Source organism: Pseudocolwellia sp. G5-9, assembly GCF_055808995.1.
Genome location: NZ_CM147893.1, coordinates 1,604,026 through 1,621,633, shown reverse-complemented (window position 1 = coordinate 1,621,633; position 17,608 = coordinate 1,604,026). Strand labels below are relative to the sequence as shown.

Genomic DNA, 17,608 nt, shown 5'->3' with positions numbered 1-17,608 from the left:
CAACACACACCATCTCACATTCCTTTGTCTATTAATGTTTTACAAGTTAATGAACAAACGGAAAAAACACATAATATCCAAGACTTAATGGCGTTATTTTCAGCAACTTTTTTTACTGATTATAATACGTTATTAATTAAAGGTGACGACGAACCGGTATATTTACCAGCATCAGATAAGTGTTCATATCATCAAATTGTTTTTGCTCATGGTTATTATTCAAGTGGCTTACATGAAATCGCTCATTGGTGTATTGCGGGTAAAGAACGTCGATTAAAAGAAGATTTTGGTTATTGGTATGAACCCGATGGTAGAAATGAACAACAACAAAAAGAGTTTGAATCGGTAGAAATAAAACCACAAGCCATTGAGTGGGCGTTCTGCGTTGCGGCTAATAAAAAATTTACGGTGTCTGCTGATAATTTAAATGGTGCAGAAGCCGATACAAAGGCATTCAAAGCCGCTGTATTTAAGCAGGTAGAACATTATATTGAAAAAGGCTTTCCAAAAAGAGCACAACAGTTTATTGATGCACTAGCTGTTTTTTATCAAACCTCTGCTGCTATGTCTTCAACGCTATCATTAACTCAATTTAAATAGGCTTAAGGTTATTCTCATGAAAAAGTTCAAACTTGGCTTTGTTATTAATCCTGTTGCTGGAGTCGGTGGAAGCGTTGCTTTAAAAGGAAGCGACGGAGAATCTACACCCGAAAAAGCCTTGTCGTTAGGTGCAGAGTTTAAAGCTAATCAACGCGCAAGTACGGCGTTAAGCGTGCTTGAGCCTTATAAAAATCAAATTGTTATTTATACGGCAAATGCCTCTATGGGCGAAACCTGCGCTAAAGCATTAGGTTTTGAAGTTGAAGTTGTTTATCACTCTTCTGAGTTAACACAAAAGCCAGCATTAGCAGAACAGCAAAACAGTTCACCACAGAATATAAACACAAGCCCGCAAGACACTACAAACCTAGTAGTTGCCTTAATGGAAAGCCAAGTAGACGTACTTTTATTTGCTGGCGGCGATGGAACGGCTCGCGATATTTGCGCAACTGTTAACGATAAATTTCCGGTATTAGGCATTCCAGCGGGTTGTAAAATTCATTCAGGGGTTTATGCCGTAACGCCCAAAGCAGCAGGGCGAGTGGTTGAAATGTTAGTTACTAATCAACTGGTTACGTTAATGGACGCCGACGTAATGGATATAGACGAAAGTTTGTTTAGGCAAGGCGTAGTAAAAGCTAAACGTTATGGTGAAATGCAAATACCTAGTGAGTTACGTTATGTACAAGCGGTTAAATCTGGCGGTAAAGAGACCGACGAATTAGTTTTACAAGACATAGCCGCGCACATAATAGAAACCATGGACGACGAGCTTTATATTATGGGGTCAGGTTCAACTACTGCTTTTATAATGGATGAGTTAGGCGAAACCAATACCTTATTAGGTGTAGATGTGCTGCAAGACCATGCTGTAATTGCAAACGATGTAACGGAGCCTCAATTATGGTCGCTGATAGAAAATCACCTTTTAGAAAACCAAACAGCTGATAACAGCTCTGCAAAAGAAACCATTAAATTAGTTATCACTTTAATTGGTGGGCAAGGGCATATCTTCGGTCGTGGCAATCAACAACTTAGTCCAAGAGTTATTAAGGCGATAGGTAAAGACAATATCATTATTGTTGCCACTAAAACAAAACTGGCAGGCTTAAATAGCCGACCTCTTATTATAGATACTGGCGATACTGAACTTGATCAAGCTTTATCAGGCTATTTTCCTATTATTACGGGTTATAAAGATCAGATTTTATATCCGGCTAGTAGCCCTGTATAGGTGATTGTTTAGTGGATAAACAATAGATTACTTTTTTGTAGAACTACGTTAGGATCGTATTATATTTATTTCAGTTTCAATATTATATTTTTGAAATAAATTACGAATGGAAAGGTTATTTAATAATAACCTCAATTAATACAATGGAAATAATAGGGATATTTATGTTAGAAAGTTCAGTGGGTAGAAGAGGCGAGAATAAATCAAAAGATGTTAAAATTATTCAGCAAATAATCAATTTACGCGTTGATTTACGAGTTGCAATAGCCAAGTTAAATACGTTGGGCTTTATGTTACCAGCTCTACTACTCAAGCCTATGCCTCTTGTAGCTGAAGATGGAAAATATAGTCGAGAATTACAAAAAATTATAGATGACATCGAATCTATATATAAAAAAGAACCCGGTGGTATTTTGTATATATTTAACGGCTGTATTAAACCATATGGTCTTACTATAACAAAAATGTGGCCTAGTATTTATGGAAAACCTACAGGGTTAGCGATTCGAGGTTCTGATGCTTATGGCTCCGGCGCTTTTGGTGCTTCTCGAGGAAATAGAACACATGATGGGGCCGATTATAATTCTATACCTGGGCAGCCAGTAAAGGCACCTTTATCAGGAGTGGTTAGCAGAATATCTAAACCTTACTCATCAGGTATTGATGCGAAAGAATTATCAGGTGTGCAAATTATTTCTTCAGATGGTACTAAATGTTGGATATGGTATATGCAACCTGCAGCAAACATTGTTGGAACCGTTGTTAAAGCGGGCGTTAGTTGTATCGGTATCGCTAGAACTCTAAAAAATCGCTATAAAAATGGTATTACTGATCATGTCCATGTGCGAATTCAAAATCGAAATGGATCAAAAGTTGACCCTAGTATAGTGATCAAGTGAGTAATAATTTATGAAAAATTTAACTGCCAGCATTCTTGTTTTATTTATTTCTGTATTGTTTCAGTCTTGTTATTCAGCAGATAGTGTTAATTTATCAAATAACTCACCTACTAAAGACATAAGCGACCAAACAGTATTTTTCGGACACTATACCTTTGGACATGAAGTTAATTCATTTCAACCTTGTTTAAGTGACAAGCAGTTTTGGGTTGAAGGCAATAGTAATACTTTAGAACAGCTAGAAAAAAGCTATGACGCTCTTAAAGTAAAGCCTTACCAAGACGTATATGTTGAATTAACGGCTAAATTATTAGCGCAATCTGATGATGGCTTTGCGGCTAGCTATGACGGAAATATTTATGTTAATCAAATTATTAAAATACGTAAAAAATCGGAAGTCGATTGTAAATTAAAAAATTAGCTTCAATTTAGAATATTATTAGTACAGGAAAAAGCATGTCAATTAAAAACCTTAACGCACTATATCAACACTTTGACGATTTATGTTTGAAAGAAAATAACGACGATGAGTTGTTTGCAAGTAGCTACATAAGAGGTTTTATTGCCTTATCAGCCAGTCAGTTTGGTGACGAAACTCAAGTATTATCTGCTGAACTAGCTAGCGATATTTCTGAAAAACTCACGGCTTCGCGTTCAGAGTTAACACCGCAAGACCAACAAATCATCAGTAATTATTGGGCAGAACTAAAAAGTTTTTTTGGTGCGTAACCCATTCTTATATCTTTCAAGGTGCAGGCTTCAGCTGAATTCAGCACCTTGAAGTACAACGGATATATTTTATTACCTATCAAAACTAAATAACCTCAACTCGGGTTAATGAATGTTAGATAATAAATTAAAATTATTATTTATCAAAGTCTTAACCTGTACCGTGTTTTCCTAAGTTATATTAGTCTCTCAACATTGATATTTTTTTGTATAACAAGGCGAATTTTTCTATCTAATAGCTAGCTATTAGTAATAAATTCAACGAAGTTAGGCATAAAAATAGCTTGTTGAGTAACTTTGCTTATCCCGAGCTGAGGTTAAATACTCTTTTCTTAAGAGCTTCTAATCTTATTTATACCCGTAACCATTCAAGTGCTCTGAAATAGCCTCTTAATTGGTAAAGGGGATATTCAAACTGAGTATTTATATTTTTTTGAAAATTTATTTATTTTTTCTTTAAAATTATTCACAAAAACAGCATATTCACTTAACTGAAATTCGATTATTATTTTTTATAATTGCGTTTTATAAAATATAATTCTGTTTAATGTTTTTATGTGGGTTTATATTTCAATTATTGCTATTTTGTTGTTGAATCAACAGAAATCAGTGGTTATAATCGAGTTACTTCCGTACACACTTTTTTTAGGCGATGTTATATGAGCAACAAAACTATTTTACATGCAAAACATATTGAAGCCGGCGCTAAAATGGTCGACTTTTATGGTTGGGAAATGCCAATTAACTATGGCTCTCAAATAGAAGAACATCATGCTGTTCGTCAAAAGTCAGGCATGTTTGATGTTTCGCACATGACCATAGTTGATATAACAGGTGCTGACGCTCAAGATTACTTACGTAAACTAGTAATAAACGATGTTGCCAAGCTAACTGTTGAAGGTAAAGCCTTATACACAGGCATGTTAAATGAAGAAGGTGGTGTAATAGATGACCTTATTATTTATCACTTTAGTAACACACGTTATAAATTAGTGGTTAACTCTGCAACACGTGAAAAAGATTTAGCATGGATGAATAAACAAGCAGGCACCTTTGATGTAATGATCACCGAACGTCCTGAGTTTGGCATGATCGCTGTGCAAGGCCCTGAAGCTATCGAAAAAGTTGCAACGATTCTGACTCCTGAGCAAAAAAAGGCAGTTGAAGGAATGAAGCCATTTTTTGGTGTGCAAACAGGCGAACTATTTATCGCCACTACCGGTTACACGGGCGAAAACGGCTACGAAATTGTAGTACCAGAAGCGCAGGCTGCTGACTTATGGCAAAAATTATTAGACGCTGGCGTAACGCCATGTGGTTTAGGTGCTCGCGATACACTACGTTTAGAAGCAGGTATGAACTTATACGGCTTAGACATGGACGAAACAGTGTCTCCACTTGCCGCTAACATGGCGTGGACTATTAGTTGGGAACCAACAGACCGCGATTTTATTGGTCGTTCAGTGCTTGAAGCGCAAAAAGAAGCTGGCGACCAACCTAAACTTGTTGGTTTAGTTTTTGAAGAAAAAGGCGTATTACGTACGGGCTTAAAAGTTATCACACCAGATGGTGAGGGTATTATTACTTCAGGTACATTTTCTCCTACATTAGGTCATAGTATTGCTATGGCTCGTGTACCTCGTTCAGTAAAATTCGGCGATACAATTCAAGTAGAAATGCGTAAAAAACTCGTTGATGTGCAAGTGATCAAACCAAGCTTTGTTCGTAATGGTAAAAAAGTTTTTTAATCGTTAAAAGCGTACTATTTTTAAGCTATAGTAATTAGCTGTAGCCAAACATAATTTATAATATTTACATACAGGATTAATAAAAATGAGCAATGTCCCTTCAGAATTAAAATATGCAACGACTCACGAATGGGTACGTAACGACGGTAACGGTATTGTAACTGTAGGTATTACTGAACACGCACAAGAGCTATTAGGCGATATGGTATTTGTTGAATTACCAGACGTGGATGACGAAATAGGTACAGGCGATGATGTTGCGGTAGCAGAATCAGTTAAAGCGGCGTCAGACATTTACGCACCAATTACAGGTACCGTAGTAGAAATAAACGAAGAATTAGAAGATTCACCAGAGCTAGTAAACTCAGACGCGTTTGGTGAAGGTTGGTTATTTAAAGTTAAAGTGGCAGACGAAAGTGAGTTAGATAGCTTGCTTGATGCAGAGGGGTATGCAGCGTCTATCGCTGAATAACTTTTTGCTTCGCTAATCGAGTTTATGCTTCATTGTCTACACGTTAAATCGCAATCACTTAGTACACTAAGCTCATGCTCTTTAACGTTTGACGGCTTTGCCTAATTCTCGATTATCTTTGCAAAATATTTGGTCATATTCTGTAGTTATACTTCGTTACTTTAGTTGCTCGACATTATCACTTAGTACACTAAGCTCAAATGTCTCACAACTTCAGTGCCTTGCCTAACAACAGACTATTTACAAATTATTGCTTCGCTAATCGAGTTGCCTACATGGATGTAGGTACTTAGGTTTTGTCAGGAACGTAAAACCTGTGCCTAATTCTCGATTATCTTTGCAAAGTAGAAACGAACCAAAAAATATTTTAAGCCTCATGTCTCTATTGAAACAGAGGCTTTATTTTTATTAGTAACATTATTTAAGTGAAACTGTTTTATGACTACTCAATCTCAATCAACGTTAAACGAATTAGAACAATCGCAAGGTTTTATTCGCCGACATATAGGGCCTAACGCAGAGCAAACTCAAGCCATGTTAAACGACATTGGTGCAGAGTCGGTAGATGCATTAATTGACGAAATTGTGCCAAGCGATATTCGTTTAGCTAACTTGCCAGCGATTGAAGAAAGCAAAACTGAAGTACAAGCACTGGCTGATTTAAAAAAAGTCGCCAGCTTAAATAAAGTTAACAACAGCTACATTGGTTTAGGTTACTACCCAACATTAACGCCAAACGTTATTTTACGTAACGTGTTAGAAAATCCAGGCTGGTACACCGCTTACACACCATATCAACCTGAAATTGCACAAGGTCGTTTACAGTCTTTATTAAACTACCAACAAATGTGTTTAGACCTTACAGGATTAGACCTAGCATCAGCGTCGTTACTTGATGAAGGTACAGCAGCAGCCGAAGCAATGGCGCTAGCAAAACGTGTTTCTAAAAATAAAAAATCAAACTTGTTTTTTATCTCAAACGACGTATTTCCACAAACGATTGATCTTGTTAAACAACGTGCTGACATGTTCGGATTCGACATAATTGTTGCTCCAGCAAACGAAGCAGTTGACCACGACATTTTTGGTGCTTTACTTCAATACCCAAGTGCAACGGGTGAAGTAACAGACATTAGCGACCTTATTGCTAAAATTCACGACAACAAAGGTATTGTTGCTGTAGCTGCCGACATCATGAGCTTAGTATTGTTAAAAGCGCCAGGTGATTTAGGTGCTGATGCGGTTATTGGTTCAAGCCAACGTTTTGGTGTTCCTATGGGATACGGCGGACCACATGCTGCATTTTTCACAACATCAGACAAATACAAACGTTCGTTACCGGGTAGAATTATCGGTGTATCACGCGATACACGCGGCAACCCAGCATTACGTATGGCCATGCAAACACGCGAGCAACATATCCGTCGCGAAAAAGCCAACTCAAATATTTGTACAGCACAAGTATTATTAGCCAACATGGCAGCGTTTTATGCGGTTTACCATGGTCCTAAAGGCTTAAAAGTTATTGCAGAACGTATTCATCGTTTTACCGATATTTTAGCGGCTGGCGTATTAAGCAAAGGTTTAACACCATTGCACAGCAACTACTTCGACACACTTACCTTTAACTTAAACGAGTTAGGTAATTCAGGTTTCGACAGTAAAGAAACTATCGTAGCGCGTGCCTTAGCAAACAACGTAAACCTACGTATTGATGTTGAAAATCAAATCAGCATTTCAATTAACGAAACCACAACGCGTAGCGACATCGATACCTTATTTACTATTTTATTAGGTGAAGGGCACAACCTAAGTGTTGAAGACTTAGACCAGCAAGTAATTGCTAACGGCAGTGATTCAATTCCAAACAGCTTAGTGCGCGACACAGCAATACTAACGCATCCAGTATTCAACTCGTATCACAGCGAAACTGAAATGCTGCGTTATATCAAAAAGCTTGAAAACAAAGATCTTGCGTTAAACCACTCAATGATTTCATTAGGTTCTTGTACCATGAAATTAAACGCAACAGCGCAGATGATACCAGTGTCTTGGCCTGAATTTGCCAACATGCATCCATTTGCACCGGTTGATCAAGCTCTAGGTTACAAGCACATGATCGACGAACTAGGCGACTGGTTAGTTGAACTAACAGGCTACGACAACATCTCAATGCAACCTAACTCAGGTGCACAAGGTGAATACGCAGGCTTAATCAGCATTGTTAAATACCACGAAAGTCGTGGCGATGCACATCGTAACGTGTGTTTAATACCAGCTTCAGCGCACGGTACAAACCCAGCGTCAGCACAAATGGTAGGCATGAAAGTTGTAGTAGTAGACTGCGACAAACAAGGTAACGTAGACATGACCGACTTGCGTAACAAAGCAAGCGAAATGGCTGAAAACCTAGCATGTATCATGATCACCTACCCATCAACACACGGTGTTTACGAAAGTACCATTGCTGAAATTTGTAATATTATTCATGAACATGGCGGACAAGTTTATCTTGACGGCGCAAACATGAACGCACAAGTAGGCATAACATCTCCAGGCTTTATTGGCGCAGATGTTTCGCACCTTAACTTACATAAAACCTTCGCTATTCCACATGGCGGCGGAGGCCCAGGTATGGGACCAATAGGTGTTAAAGCGCATCTTGCTCCATTCTTACCTGATCACGCATTAGTGAATGTAAACGAAGCTAACAAAGGTAACGGCGCAGTATCAGCAGCACCTTACGGTAGTGCAGGTATCTTATGTATTTCTTACTTATACATCGCATTGTTAGGTAAAAAAGGCGTAACAGACGCAACTAAATACGCGATTACCAACGCCAACTATTTAGCTAAAAAATTAAGCCAACATTACCCCATTTTGTATACAGGTAAAAATGGCCGTGTAGCGCACGAATGTATTATTGATTTACGCCCAATTAAAGCGGAATCAGGTATTACAGAAGTAGATATGGCTAAACGTTTAATGGATTACGGGTTCCACGCGCCAACTATGTCGTTCCCAGTTGCCGGTACGTTTATGATTGAACCTACAGAATCAGAGTCGAAAGTAGAGCTAGACCGCTTTATTGAAGCTATGGTGTGCATACGTGACGAAGTACGTAAAGTTGAGTCAGGTGAATGGAGTGGCGACGACAACCCATTACACAATGCACCGCATACGTTAGCGGATATTACCGATACATGGGATCGTGGTTACACAATTCAAGAAGCAGTATTCCCAGTGCCAGCCGCTGCGGCAAATAAATTTTGGCCAACGGTTAATCGTATAGATGACGTGTTTGGGGACAGGAATTTGATCTGTTCTTGTCCGCCGGTTGATGCGTATAAAGACTAGTTAACTGGTTGAAAATTAATATTAAAAAGCGAGCTTAATGCTCGTTTTTTTGTTATATATTGTTATATTAATTATTCTCTAGATTATGAAAAGGAATTTAAAATGAAAATAGCTTTAATATTTATATGCAGTTTTTTTATTATTTCTTGTGTTACAACGCAACCTAAAAATACTTTCAACGGTAATTATGCTGTGATGGATGATAGCTATCGTAATAACGGAAGTTTTGGTGGAGGTACTGATTATTTCTTTATTGAAAAAATCGACGATTCAAAGGTTTATAACGCTTTCCAGCGTGATAGGAATAAGTCTTCAAATAATTATAGTCAATTAGGCTTTACTCGAAATATAGAAGCAAAAGAGCTGAACTTAACAATATCAGCACAAAAACTATTTAGGACATTATTTAATACTTTAGCTTCTGATGAAGGATATTCAAACATTAATGGCCAAATTTCATTTACTCCAGAAGTAGGTAAACACTATTTAGTTAATGGCGTTATTTTAAAAAACTACACAGCTGTATGGATAGAAGATGGGCGAGGTAATATTGTTTCAGAATTAGTTGAATCTGAGTATTTGACAAATGAACAGGCAAGAAATGAAAAATTTAATTTAAAGCTCGATAAAAATAATAAAGTTAATAAGACTCAAAAAGAACTTTTTTCAACAATTATGACAGGGGAAAGTTATCAGTTAATCACTTATAAATTTGGAGAACCTGATGAAATATTACATCCAAATAAAAATTCTACTTTTATTTATAATGGACTAGGGCAAGTTAAGTTTATAAGACAGTCAAAAAGCGAAGCGTATGTGTATATGACCATACCAACTATTAATGATGATAGTTTATCGGTAGGTTCAGTAAGGGCTTTAATTGAGCCCGCAACAGGAAGAACAATTAGAGAGCTTGCAAAGGAGTATTACGGTATGAATATTCAAGATGTTAAAATACTAGACGTTTTTGCAGAGAAAATTTGGAAAGAAAGAAATCATCAAGACAGGTATATGCTTGATGGGGTAGCATGGTTATGTAAAATACTAGGCCAAAGTAAAAATGCTCGGTATAAATCTTTATTAAAAGCGCTACTAGAGCCAAAAACATCTAAATTAAAAAAACGACACGTTGAAAGTAGTTTAGAAATGCTTACAGGCAATGAAGAAGTTCAGTTCGAATTTAGATAAAACTCCTTTGTTTAATAAGTGTGTAAGTGTTGCGAAACAAGTAAATTGGTCGCGGTGACGACGACACCCAAAAAGAAAAGAGTGACGCTAACGCAGCTCTTTACCTCCCTCTGGACTCCCATGGCGCTGCTAACAAACGTTTTCTTCCATTAATAAAAGTGTTTTCGACGTAATTGCGTTGAACGGGCTACGCTCTTTGCCATCCATGGCATCGCGTTTTACCGTTCGTCCTGAACATAATCCAACCCTACATCGCTTTTTTCATCATCCATGATGAAAATACGTGAACATTTTTATTCATTTCAGCGTTTGTTCAAGCAGATTAGGCGCTAGCTACTGATATCGTAATCCACCATGCTTTTTTATTTACGCTTTAATTCAAGCGATCACCATTTCCCATCCCAGCAATTCAATTAGATATTAGCGATAGTAGGCCTCGACCCGAGACAGGACGTCGAGGGCTGCCGCTGTTCATGGATGACAAATCGGCAGGTTTCGAGGTTTATACCAATTAGTCTAATTATGTGATCTAATGTCATTTATTTACTCATAATAAATGACATTGAACACTCATAGCTCACAAGAATTAAAAATACTCTCCAACAAAGTAAAAGATCATCGAATGAGGCTGCGCCTTGCTAGCCGTTTCACACTTTAAATCGGGTAAGAATAGATCAGAAGTTGCTAGAACACTTAATATAAGTAGAAGAATTGTTAATGATTGGGTTGCGAACTACATCAGCAAAGGTTTACTTGGTCTTGAGAGTAAAAAACCTACAGGGCGACCTAGCTATCTTACAGAGCAAGATAAAGAAATATTGAGTCAATATATAAAGGCTCAATGCCAATCCGATATGGGTGGACGACTAACGGGTGAGTGTATCCGACTATATATCAACGCTAATTTTGATGTTGATTATCATCCCAACGCCATTTATAAGTTATTAAAATCAATGGGATTTAGCTGGATAACAAGTCGCTCACGACACCCAAAACAGTCTGATGAAGTACAAGAAGATTTTAAAAAAATTCGAAAGTGAAATGATCCGCACGCTCCCATGGAATGTGAGGCTTAAAGAGATAGATGTGTGGTTCCAAGACGAAGCACGTTTTGGACAGCAAAATACAACGACAAGGCTCTGGGCAGAGAAAGGAACAAGACCGAGAGCCGTTAGGCAACAACAGTTTGAATACGCTTACCTTTTTGGTGCTGTTTGCCCATCAACAGGCGCAACTGAGGCACTGATTTCTCCAGTAATGAACATGGATGTAATGGAACAACATTTGGCTTTAATTTCTCAAAAAACTCAAGAAGGACGACATGCGGTGATCGTTGTCGATGGTGCTGCATGGCACCAAGTTTACCTTGCTGATAAATTTAGCAACGTAACGATCATTAAGTTACCACCGTATTCACCCGAGTTGAATCCAATAGAGCAAGTTTGGAGTTGGTTGCGCCAACATCATTTAGCGAATAGGTGCTTTCAAGGCTATGATGACATCCTCGATGCTTGCTCTGATGCATGGAACTCATTTGTGAGTGATGCAAAGCGGGTCATGAAAATGTGTAGTAGAGATTGGATTAAGGTGGGGAAAACTTAAGATGGAATGGTATAACAGCCAATTCGTACCGTTTTTTGAATAAAATTCAGAGAATCTAAAGAATTAGCCATTTATCTCCATATTCATTACTGTGATACTTGTTTATACGCAATATTAACTTTAAATAGAGAATGAAAAAATGAAATATTTAAGCTTAATGTTTATCGCCTTATTAACAGGCTGCGCAGCATGGTTTCCTGCAAACGTACATGAAGTTGAAGAAGGTGTTTTCACTATTAGCGCTGTCGGTAATAGTTTTGCTTCTCGAGATAAAATGAAAGAAAAAATTAATAAAAAAGCTGATTTTTTATGTAGCGGCAAAGGCTATGAACGATTAGCTAGAGAAGGTACAACATGGGCTAAGCAAAAAAATTATTCAACAGGGCATTCCACCTCATACCAAACAATGTTGATGACAATTCGTTGTAAAGACTAACTTTCTACGCTTAGCCTTTTTGATGAAAAATACATCAAAAAGGCTAAGCGTAGAAAGTTAAAAATTAATACCGTTTAGGAGTGTCCCTTTTTACCTCCTTAATTTTATTTTATACTTTTATTGTGCCTGTTTTCTCCCACTCGGCTTTCCATTCAGGCAATATAGCTAATAACCTTTCGTCTGTGTCTTTTTTGATGGGTCTTATATCAGCATACTCTAACTCGCCAGCAAAGTACTGTTCAATGAAGTCGAATTGACCTAAATAGGCTGCTAAACAATAGAGTGAAGTTCCGTATGCCCCCATATAACAAGGAGGGTGCTTTTTCATTGCTTCAAATAACGTATGGTAATTATCAACAGGCCATTTTTGGGTAAGGTATTCACTGGCGGTATTTATCCACCGGTGAATTTCTTGGATAATAAGTTCATCACTGTCGGTATTACTGCCTTCAAAAGTAAATGAACTAGCCCCCGTTGACGAGTTTAGGTCAATTTCATGTAGCTGTTCATTAATTGTAATATTTATTTTAAAAGATAAACTTGAAAGTTTATCTACCATTTTACAAATTTTAGGCAGTTTTACCCCCCCCCACACGCTAAAAAACATGTAACTGCCTTTGAAAGTAAAAGTCGGGTTGATAATGAAATGTACATCTTTACCGATTTTATTTACAAATTTACCGCCGATAAATTGCCAACCGTCATGTTCGCTAGCAATTTTTTTACACAAGGCAAGTATTTTAGGTTTGTGAGAAGCCATTATTTTTCCTATTTAAAGTTCGGTATCACGAATAATATACCCTACAGTAGGCGCTTTATTGCCATTACTAAAAAGTTGTAAATCATTAGACTTTGGTCCACAAACCGTTCCACAACCATCTAATGCCATTTGGTATTCAACAGCTTGATTAATAGTGAGTTTAGATGAAGCACCTGTTTTAATTTCTAATATTGCAGTACCGGTATTGTCTAACGTAATGACATTAACTTGTGTTTCGGTATAAACAGGTACTTCATACTGTATTCCTTCTCTTATTCTTGTTTTATACTCACCTGTAAATTCTATACGATAAGCAAATTGCTCTTCAGGTACGGTAAAACTCTTTCCAACAGGGCCGGTTACAATACCATCTGCTCTAGCGCCTAATATAGGGTCAGCCTTCATAATATCAAGGGGTCAGCAAACTTGATATCTGCTTAAGAAGTAAAAAGATCATAATTGTTTTGAATTCTATATAAGTTAAATTATTGTCGCGGTGGCGACTACACAGAAAAAGAAAAGAGTGACGCTAACGCCACTCTTTATCTTCCTCTGAACCCCCATGGCGCTGCTAACAAACGTATTATTTCACTCATAAAAGTGTTTTCGACGTAAAAGCGCTGAACGGGCTACGCTCTTTGCCATCCATGGCATCGCGTTTTACCGTTCGTCCTGAACATAATCCAACCCTACATCGCTTTTTTCATCATCCATGATGAAAATACGTGAACACTTTTTTTCATTTCAGCGTTTGTTCAAGCAGACTAGGCGCTAGCTGAAGTTTATGTATTCCATCTTTTATATTTTTATATGCTGAGAACTATGAGCTATTTATGTTCAAAGTGTTTTCTGTGGATCTTTGGCGATCACCATTTCCCATCTCAGCGATTCAATTAGATATTAGCGATAGTAGGCCTCGACCCGAGACAGGAAGTCGAAGACTGCCGCTTTTCAGGGATGATATTCGGCAGGTATTGAATGTAAGCTCAAAATAGATATTTATGTTTTCACTGAGAAGGGCGCCATGGGGAGTCCAGAGGGGCTTTTGGCGTGTAACGCCCCTTGGGTGCCGTCGCCACCGCGACAGATAGAGATTAGCTATTACTAAAACTAAGAGATAAAAAGACTAATAAATTACGTTGTACTTTTATGATAGAGTAAATCATAACAGTACAAGGATCTATGATACTCAATTTATAATGTTTACGATTATATCAAAATGAAAACTAGGTTAAAATTATGCCTCTTAATGATGATGAAATTACAGCAAAGGCAATAGTTCAAGCTAAGTCTTTAAAGAAAAAAATAGCTAAAAGAATGATTGATCATTTACCTGAGGAGGAGAGTGCCGTTTCTGTTTTTATGGCTGGTTCACCAGGCGCAGGAAAAACAGAAACAGCTAAAAGTATAATATCTCAATTTAGGCAAGAGCATAATGTTGAAGTTGTTCATATTGAAAATGATGAGTTAAGGAAAGAGTTTGAAGACTATCAGGGTTTAAATTCCCCTCTTTTTCAAACACCTGCAACACTTTTAGTGGAGGCAATACACGATAGGGCGTTAAAGAAGAAGGTCAGCTTTTTACTTGATTCAACACTTTCTAGTTTTGAAAAAGCAAAATCTAATATTGAGAGATCTTTGAAAAAAGATCGATATGTTTTAATCATATTTGTGTATCAAGATCCTGAGCAAGCTTGGTGTTTAGTTAAGGCACGTGAAATTGTTGAAGGAAGGCGTGTACCACCAGAGGTTTTTGTTAATCAGTTTTTAGAATCTCAACAAGTTGTAAGTGAACTTAAAAAATTATTCACTAATCAAGTAGATATAATATTTATGGAAAAAAACCTTGATGGTACGAGAGAAAAGCCTTACTTTAATGTAACGGATATTGACGTATTACTTGGCAAAAAGTATAATCGCGCCTCACTTGAAGCCATTGCCGGCATAACCAAATCAACATAAATTAATTAGGAGTACGACATGTTTAAATCCCGTGAAAAAGTTAAGTCTACACCTTTTTCTGAATTCGTTCGTAATGCTTCATCTAAAGATAAACGTAAATTCTTTGATAAAGTTATTAAAGAGACAGTTGCAGTGCAAAAGGCTATGATTGAAAAGTCTAAAGTTTGTAGTTAATTTTGTAGTTATACTTTTAAACTTTAAGCCGCTTATAAAGCGGCTTTTTTGATCTATAAAGTATTTCTCAGAAAAATTAATAAAAGATCAAAGGGTTAGCCAATTTGATATTAGCTAAACCTTTTTCCGAAAAATTTCCGCGATCACCATTTCCTATCTCAGCGATTCAATTATGGCTAATTGTAATGATTTAGCCATTTAGAGCTAAATAATTAATGGGCAAAGACTGTTTGAGGTTATAGAAGATCTTACAGAGTTAAATAGAGGTTACTTAGCGGTGATTTAGCCATATTATTATTTGTCGCATAAAACCATTTATACGACAATATTGCGTTTATGCGACATTTTCTTTTGCTTGTTTAAACTGGTAGGGCGTTATCTGATACTTCTATATTCTTTAGTACTTTTCTATCGTGAAACCTCAAACATGACCGTTTTCAAAATATTATCATTCTGATCAACCACCTGAACTTCCCATTGACCAACCATAGTTTCATCAAAGTTTTTACTTGAATAAGTGCGCCATTGTTCATTGCTAATGTTGAGTGTTATTTCAGCTAAGCGTTTTTTCTTAAATATCCAACGATGATAAATTTTTTGGTTGTTTTTTCCGTGAATTTCAGTGAAGAAATATAACTTATTTTGCTCCTGTAAACTCAGGTGTTGAATATTATCGCTTGGTTCTCTAGAGAGTATATTTGAGGTTAATTGTGCTCGGTAAACACCGTTATTTATGGCTTGAGTAGGTGCTAATAAATCAGCTTCTTTCTGCTCAACGTTGTTCACTGTTTTTGGTGTGACGTTAACTGGGCTTTGTGTTTTTATTTCTGGTTTGGTTTCTGCTACTAGTTCAGGTTCGGTTTTATCAGTTTCTTGTGCTGAAGCGTCAGAGGTAATGGCTATTGTTGTTTTAGTTTGTGTTACTGCTTCATTGCTTGTGATGTTGTTTTTAAGTAATTCAGTATGCATTACATTAGTTGCTGTATCCCTTACGGTATGGCTGGTTGTGTTCATAGCTGCATTAGCTGTTGTGCTGTCGACTGTATTAGCGATTGTATCTTCAGTGAGTGTTGAGCTTGCAAAAGTTTTTGTATTTATTGTGGTGCTGTTTGACTCGGCGGTATTCACGTTATTGTTATTTGAATCAGTATCGTTTACCACTGTTTTACTTGATAAGACATTGTTTGGAGTATTAAGTGTACTAGGTGAAGAAGGCTCTGATTTTTTAGTCCACAAGCTGTAAACGCCAAAACCTATAAGGCTGAACAAAGTAATGAGGAGTAATAAAAAGTTTCTAATTTTTACAGGATCAAATGGCGCAGGCTCAGGTGGTGATATTGGTTCTTTAGATACGTTAATTTTAATTTTTAGCTGCACAGCTTAACTCCCTTTGTTGTCTGGGGCTGCATAATAAAACAGTGTGAACTAAAAAGCGAAATGAATTAGATGTGAGTTTTTAAAAAATGCTGTTTATGTGGTGTCTCCTTGTCAAAATCGATAAAACGACATATAAGCCTGTTAAACTCACTCTTGGGAGGTCATTAGTAAGCTTATAATGGTACAAAGTTAATGAAATATAGAATAGTGATTTTGCTTGTTTTAAGCTCGCTAATGTAGCTCTGAGTTGAGAGCAAACTTAATGGAATTGGTATAATACATTTTATTGCTAGTCCCCAATCCTTATGATATTTTTTCTTTGTTTTTTGGATGTTTACATGCAATATCATCTTAAAAACATGAGTGAAATAATTATTACAATAAAAATCAATGGATATAATTAAAATTAAAGGAATATTATTATGAAAAAAACATTAGTAGGTGCAACTTTATTATCTTTAACCAGTTTTTACGTTTTAGCTGACAATACAACGAAAGTTTTTGAAGTAAAACGTGGCTTTGCAAAAACTTTCTCTGTATCTCAAACAGAGCAGTTAGGTAAATTTAAAGCGGTATTAAAGTCTCGTCGGGATGGAGGAGAACTTAGTGCAGAAAAACTGGTTTTAAAAGGGACAATTAAAGGGATTTTAAACTCTAACTTTACCTTAAATCATACATTTGTGAATAAAGAACGAACAGGTGTTCTATATACTGCCAATGACTCCATGACTAATATTTTGGCGGGCGATGCAACGTGTGAAAATGGTACAGGTTCAATACCTTTTGAAATTGAAGAAACCCTACACTTAGTAGCCGGTACTGGTATTTATGCGGGTATTGAGCAGGGAAGTTTTATTTTGTTGAAAGGTGTAATCAATAACTGCCCATCTTTACCTGAGTATGGTCAAAATACCTTTGAAGTTGTGGGGGGAAGTGTAATTTTCACTCAATAAATTAGAAGGTATACTAAGGTCTGTTGATCGCGGCGCAAGGAGTGAGCCTAGTTATTTTATGTAAATTCCTTGCAACAATGAGTAATAAGCATTTAAGCGGATCCGTAGGACAGCGTT

The 17,608-nt window shown here is 36.9% G+C and carries 16 protein-coding genes and 1 pseudogene; 14 read left to right on the top strand and 3 right to left on the bottom strand.

The genetic code is table 11. The features are described 5' to 3' along the window. The first annotated feature begins 87 nt into the window (after nucleotides 1-87). From AC0L5Q_RS07050 to AC0L5Q_RS07000, 11 genes and pseudogenes are all read left to right on the top strand, one after another. A complete protein-coding gene (locus AC0L5Q_RS07050; RefSeq protein ID WP_473618264.1) occupies nucleotides 88-600 on the top strand; it encodes an elongation factor P hydroxylase in 513 nt (170 codons plus the stop codon). Between the two features lie 16 nt (nucleotides 601-616). After that, entirely contained in the window at nucleotides 617-1,834 is a 1,218-nt protein-coding gene (locus AC0L5Q_RS07045) for an ATP-NAD kinase family protein (protein WP_473616399.1), read from the top strand. 164 nt (nucleotides 1,835-1,998) lie between these two features. Then, the gene (locus AC0L5Q_RS07040; protein WP_473616395.1) at nucleotides 1,999-2,733 is read left to right on the top strand and encodes a M23 family metallopeptidase; all 735 of its coding nucleotides are present in this window, start codon (nucleotides 1,999-2,001) and stop codon (nucleotides 2,731-2,733) included. A 10-nt stretch (nucleotides 2,734-2,743) separates the two neighbouring features. Beyond that, the gene (locus AC0L5Q_RS07035; protein ID WP_473616391.1) at nucleotides 2,744-3,154 is read left to right on the top strand and encodes a hypothetical protein; all 411 of its coding nucleotides are present in this window, start codon (nucleotides 2,744-2,746) and stop codon (nucleotides 3,152-3,154) included. A 35-nt stretch (nucleotides 3,155-3,189) separates the two neighbouring features. Beyond that, nucleotides 3,190-3,462 carry a YfcL family protein gene (locus AC0L5Q_RS07030; protein WP_473616387.1) on the top strand — a complete coding sequence of 91 codons (273 nt, stop codon included), beginning with the start codon at nucleotides 3,190-3,192 and terminating at the stop codon, nucleotides 3,460-3,462. Between the two features lie 659 nt (nucleotides 3,463-4,121). Continuing rightward, nucleotides 4,122-5,210 carry a glycine cleavage system aminomethyltransferase GcvT gene (gcvT, locus tag AC0L5Q_RS07025; RefSeq protein ID WP_473616385.1) on the top strand — a complete coding sequence of 363 codons (1,089 nt, stop codon included), beginning with the start codon at nucleotides 4,122-4,124 and terminating at the stop codon, nucleotides 5,208-5,210. Between the two features lie 85 nt (nucleotides 5,211-5,295). Continuing rightward, a complete protein-coding gene (gcvH, locus tag AC0L5Q_RS07020; RefSeq protein ID WP_473616380.1) occupies nucleotides 5,296-5,682 on the top strand; it encodes a glycine cleavage system protein GcvH in 387 nt (128 codons plus the stop codon). Between the two features lie 438 nt (nucleotides 5,683-6,120). Further along, nucleotides 6,121-9,039 (top strand): aminomethyl-transferring glycine dehydrogenase, encoded by a 2,919-nt coding sequence (gene gcvP / locus AC0L5Q_RS07015; protein ID WP_473616375.1) that lies wholly within the window; start codon nucleotides 6,121-6,123, stop codon nucleotides 9,037-9,039. Nucleotides 9,040-9,141: 102 nt separating this feature from the next. Next, entirely contained in the window at nucleotides 9,142-10,227 is a 1,086-nt protein-coding gene (locus tag AC0L5Q_RS07010; RefSeq protein ID WP_473616372.1) for a hypothetical protein, read from the top strand. Between the two features lie 556 nt (nucleotides 10,228-10,783). Continuing rightward, a pseudogene (locus tag AC0L5Q_RS07005) lies at nucleotides 10,784-11,829 on the top strand (IS630 family transposase). A 139-nt stretch (nucleotides 11,830-11,968) separates the two neighbouring features. Then, nucleotides 11,969-12,265, top strand: a complete 297-nt coding sequence (locus AC0L5Q_RS07000) for a hypothetical protein (protein WP_473616368.1) — start codon at nucleotides 11,969-11,971, stop codon at nucleotides 12,263-12,265. Nucleotides 12,266-12,374: 109 nt separating this feature from the next. Here the strand turns inward: AC0L5Q_RS07000 and AC0L5Q_RS06995 are convergent, their stop codons facing one another. After that, on the bottom strand, nucleotides 12,375-13,025 hold the full coding sequence (locus AC0L5Q_RS06995) for a hypothetical protein (RefSeq protein WP_473616365.1): 651 nt from the start codon (nucleotides 13,023-13,025) through the stop codon (nucleotides 12,375-12,377). A gap of 12 nt (nucleotides 13,026-13,037) precedes the next feature. Then, a complete protein-coding gene (locus AC0L5Q_RS06990; RefSeq protein ID WP_473616361.1) occupies nucleotides 13,038-13,430 on the bottom strand; it encodes a hypothetical protein in 393 nt (130 codons plus the stop codon). Between the two features lie 834 nt (nucleotides 13,431-14,264). Between AC0L5Q_RS06990 and AC0L5Q_RS06985 the strand changes: the two genes are divergently transcribed. Then, nucleotides 14,265-14,987: a zeta toxin family protein gene (locus tag AC0L5Q_RS06985; protein ID WP_473616359.1), complete on the top strand. Its 723-nt coding sequence runs from the start codon at nucleotides 14,265-14,267 to the stop codon at nucleotides 14,985-14,987. An 18-nt stretch (nucleotides 14,988-15,005) separates the two neighbouring features. Further along, entirely contained in the window at nucleotides 15,006-15,161 is a 156-nt protein-coding gene (locus AC0L5Q_RS06980) for a hypothetical protein (protein ID WP_473616357.1), read from the top strand. Nucleotides 15,162-15,569: 408 nt separating this feature from the next. Here the strand turns inward: AC0L5Q_RS06980 and AC0L5Q_RS06975 are convergent, their stop codons facing one another. Further along, complete coding sequence (locus AC0L5Q_RS06975) at nucleotides 15,570-16,538, bottom strand: DUF2914 domain-containing protein (RefSeq protein ID WP_473616353.1); 969 nt, start codon at nucleotides 16,536-16,538, stop codon at nucleotides 15,570-15,572. A gap of 422 nt (nucleotides 16,539-16,960) precedes the next feature. On the opposite strand from AC0L5Q_RS06975, the gene AC0L5Q_RS06970 reads away from it, so the two are divergent. Further along, nucleotides 16,961-17,491 carry a hypothetical protein gene (locus tag AC0L5Q_RS06970; RefSeq protein ID WP_473616349.1) on the top strand — a complete coding sequence of 177 codons (531 nt, stop codon included), beginning with the start codon at nucleotides 16,961-16,963 and terminating at the stop codon, nucleotides 17,489-17,491. Nucleotides 17,492-17,608 lie beyond the last annotated feature (117 nt).

Bases quoted from the DNA above. Each gene is read 5' to 3' on its own strand.
- AC0L5Q_RS07050 (WP_473618264.1), top strand. From the start codon at position 88: ATGGCGTTATTTTCAGCAACTTTTTTTACTGATTATAATACGTTATTA.
- AC0L5Q_RS07045 (WP_473616399.1), top strand. From the start codon at position 617: ATGAAAAAGTTCAAACTTGGCTTTGTTATTAATCCTGTTGCTGGAGTC.
- AC0L5Q_RS07040 (WP_473616395.1), top strand. From the start codon at position 1,999: ATGTTAGAAAGTTCAGTGGGTAGAAGAGGCGAGAATAAATCAAAAGAT.
- AC0L5Q_RS07035 (WP_473616391.1), top strand. From the start codon at position 2,744: ATGAAAAATTTAACTGCCAGCATTCTTGTTTTATTTATTTCTGTATTG.
- AC0L5Q_RS07030 (WP_473616387.1), top strand. From the start codon at position 3,190: ATGTCAATTAAAAACCTTAACGCACTATATCAACACTTTGACGATTTA.
- gcvT (WP_473616385.1), top strand. From the start codon at position 4,122: ATGAGCAACAAAACTATTTTACATGCAAAACATATTGAAGCCGGCGCT.
- gcvH (WP_473616380.1), top strand. From the start codon at position 5,296: ATGAGCAATGTCCCTTCAGAATTAAAATATGCAACGACTCACGAATGG.
- gcvP (WP_473616375.1), top strand. From the start codon at position 6,121: ATGACTACTCAATCTCAATCAACGTTAAACGAATTAGAACAATCGCAA.
- AC0L5Q_RS07010 (WP_473616372.1), top strand. From the start codon at position 9,142: ATGAAAATAGCTTTAATATTTATATGCAGTTTTTTTATTATTTCTTGT.
- AC0L5Q_RS07000 (WP_473616368.1), top strand. From the start codon at position 11,969: ATGAAATATTTAAGCTTAATGTTTATCGCCTTATTAACAGGCTGCGCA.
- AC0L5Q_RS06995 (WP_473616365.1), bottom strand. From the start codon at position 13,025: ATGGCTTCTCACAAACCTAAAATACTTGCCTTGTGTAAAAAAATTGCT.
- AC0L5Q_RS06990 (WP_473616361.1), bottom strand. From the start codon at position 13,430: ATGAAGGCTGACCCTATATTAGGCGCTAGAGCAGATGGTATTGTAACC.
- AC0L5Q_RS06985 (WP_473616359.1), top strand. From the start codon at position 14,265: ATGCCTCTTAATGATGATGAAATTACAGCAAAGGCAATAGTTCAAGCT.
- AC0L5Q_RS06980 (WP_473616357.1), top strand. From the start codon at position 15,006: ATGTTTAAATCCCGTGAAAAAGTTAAGTCTACACCTTTTTCTGAATTC.
- AC0L5Q_RS06970 (WP_473616349.1), top strand. From the start codon at position 16,961: ATGAAAAAAACATTAGTAGGTGCAACTTTATTATCTTTAACCAGTTTT.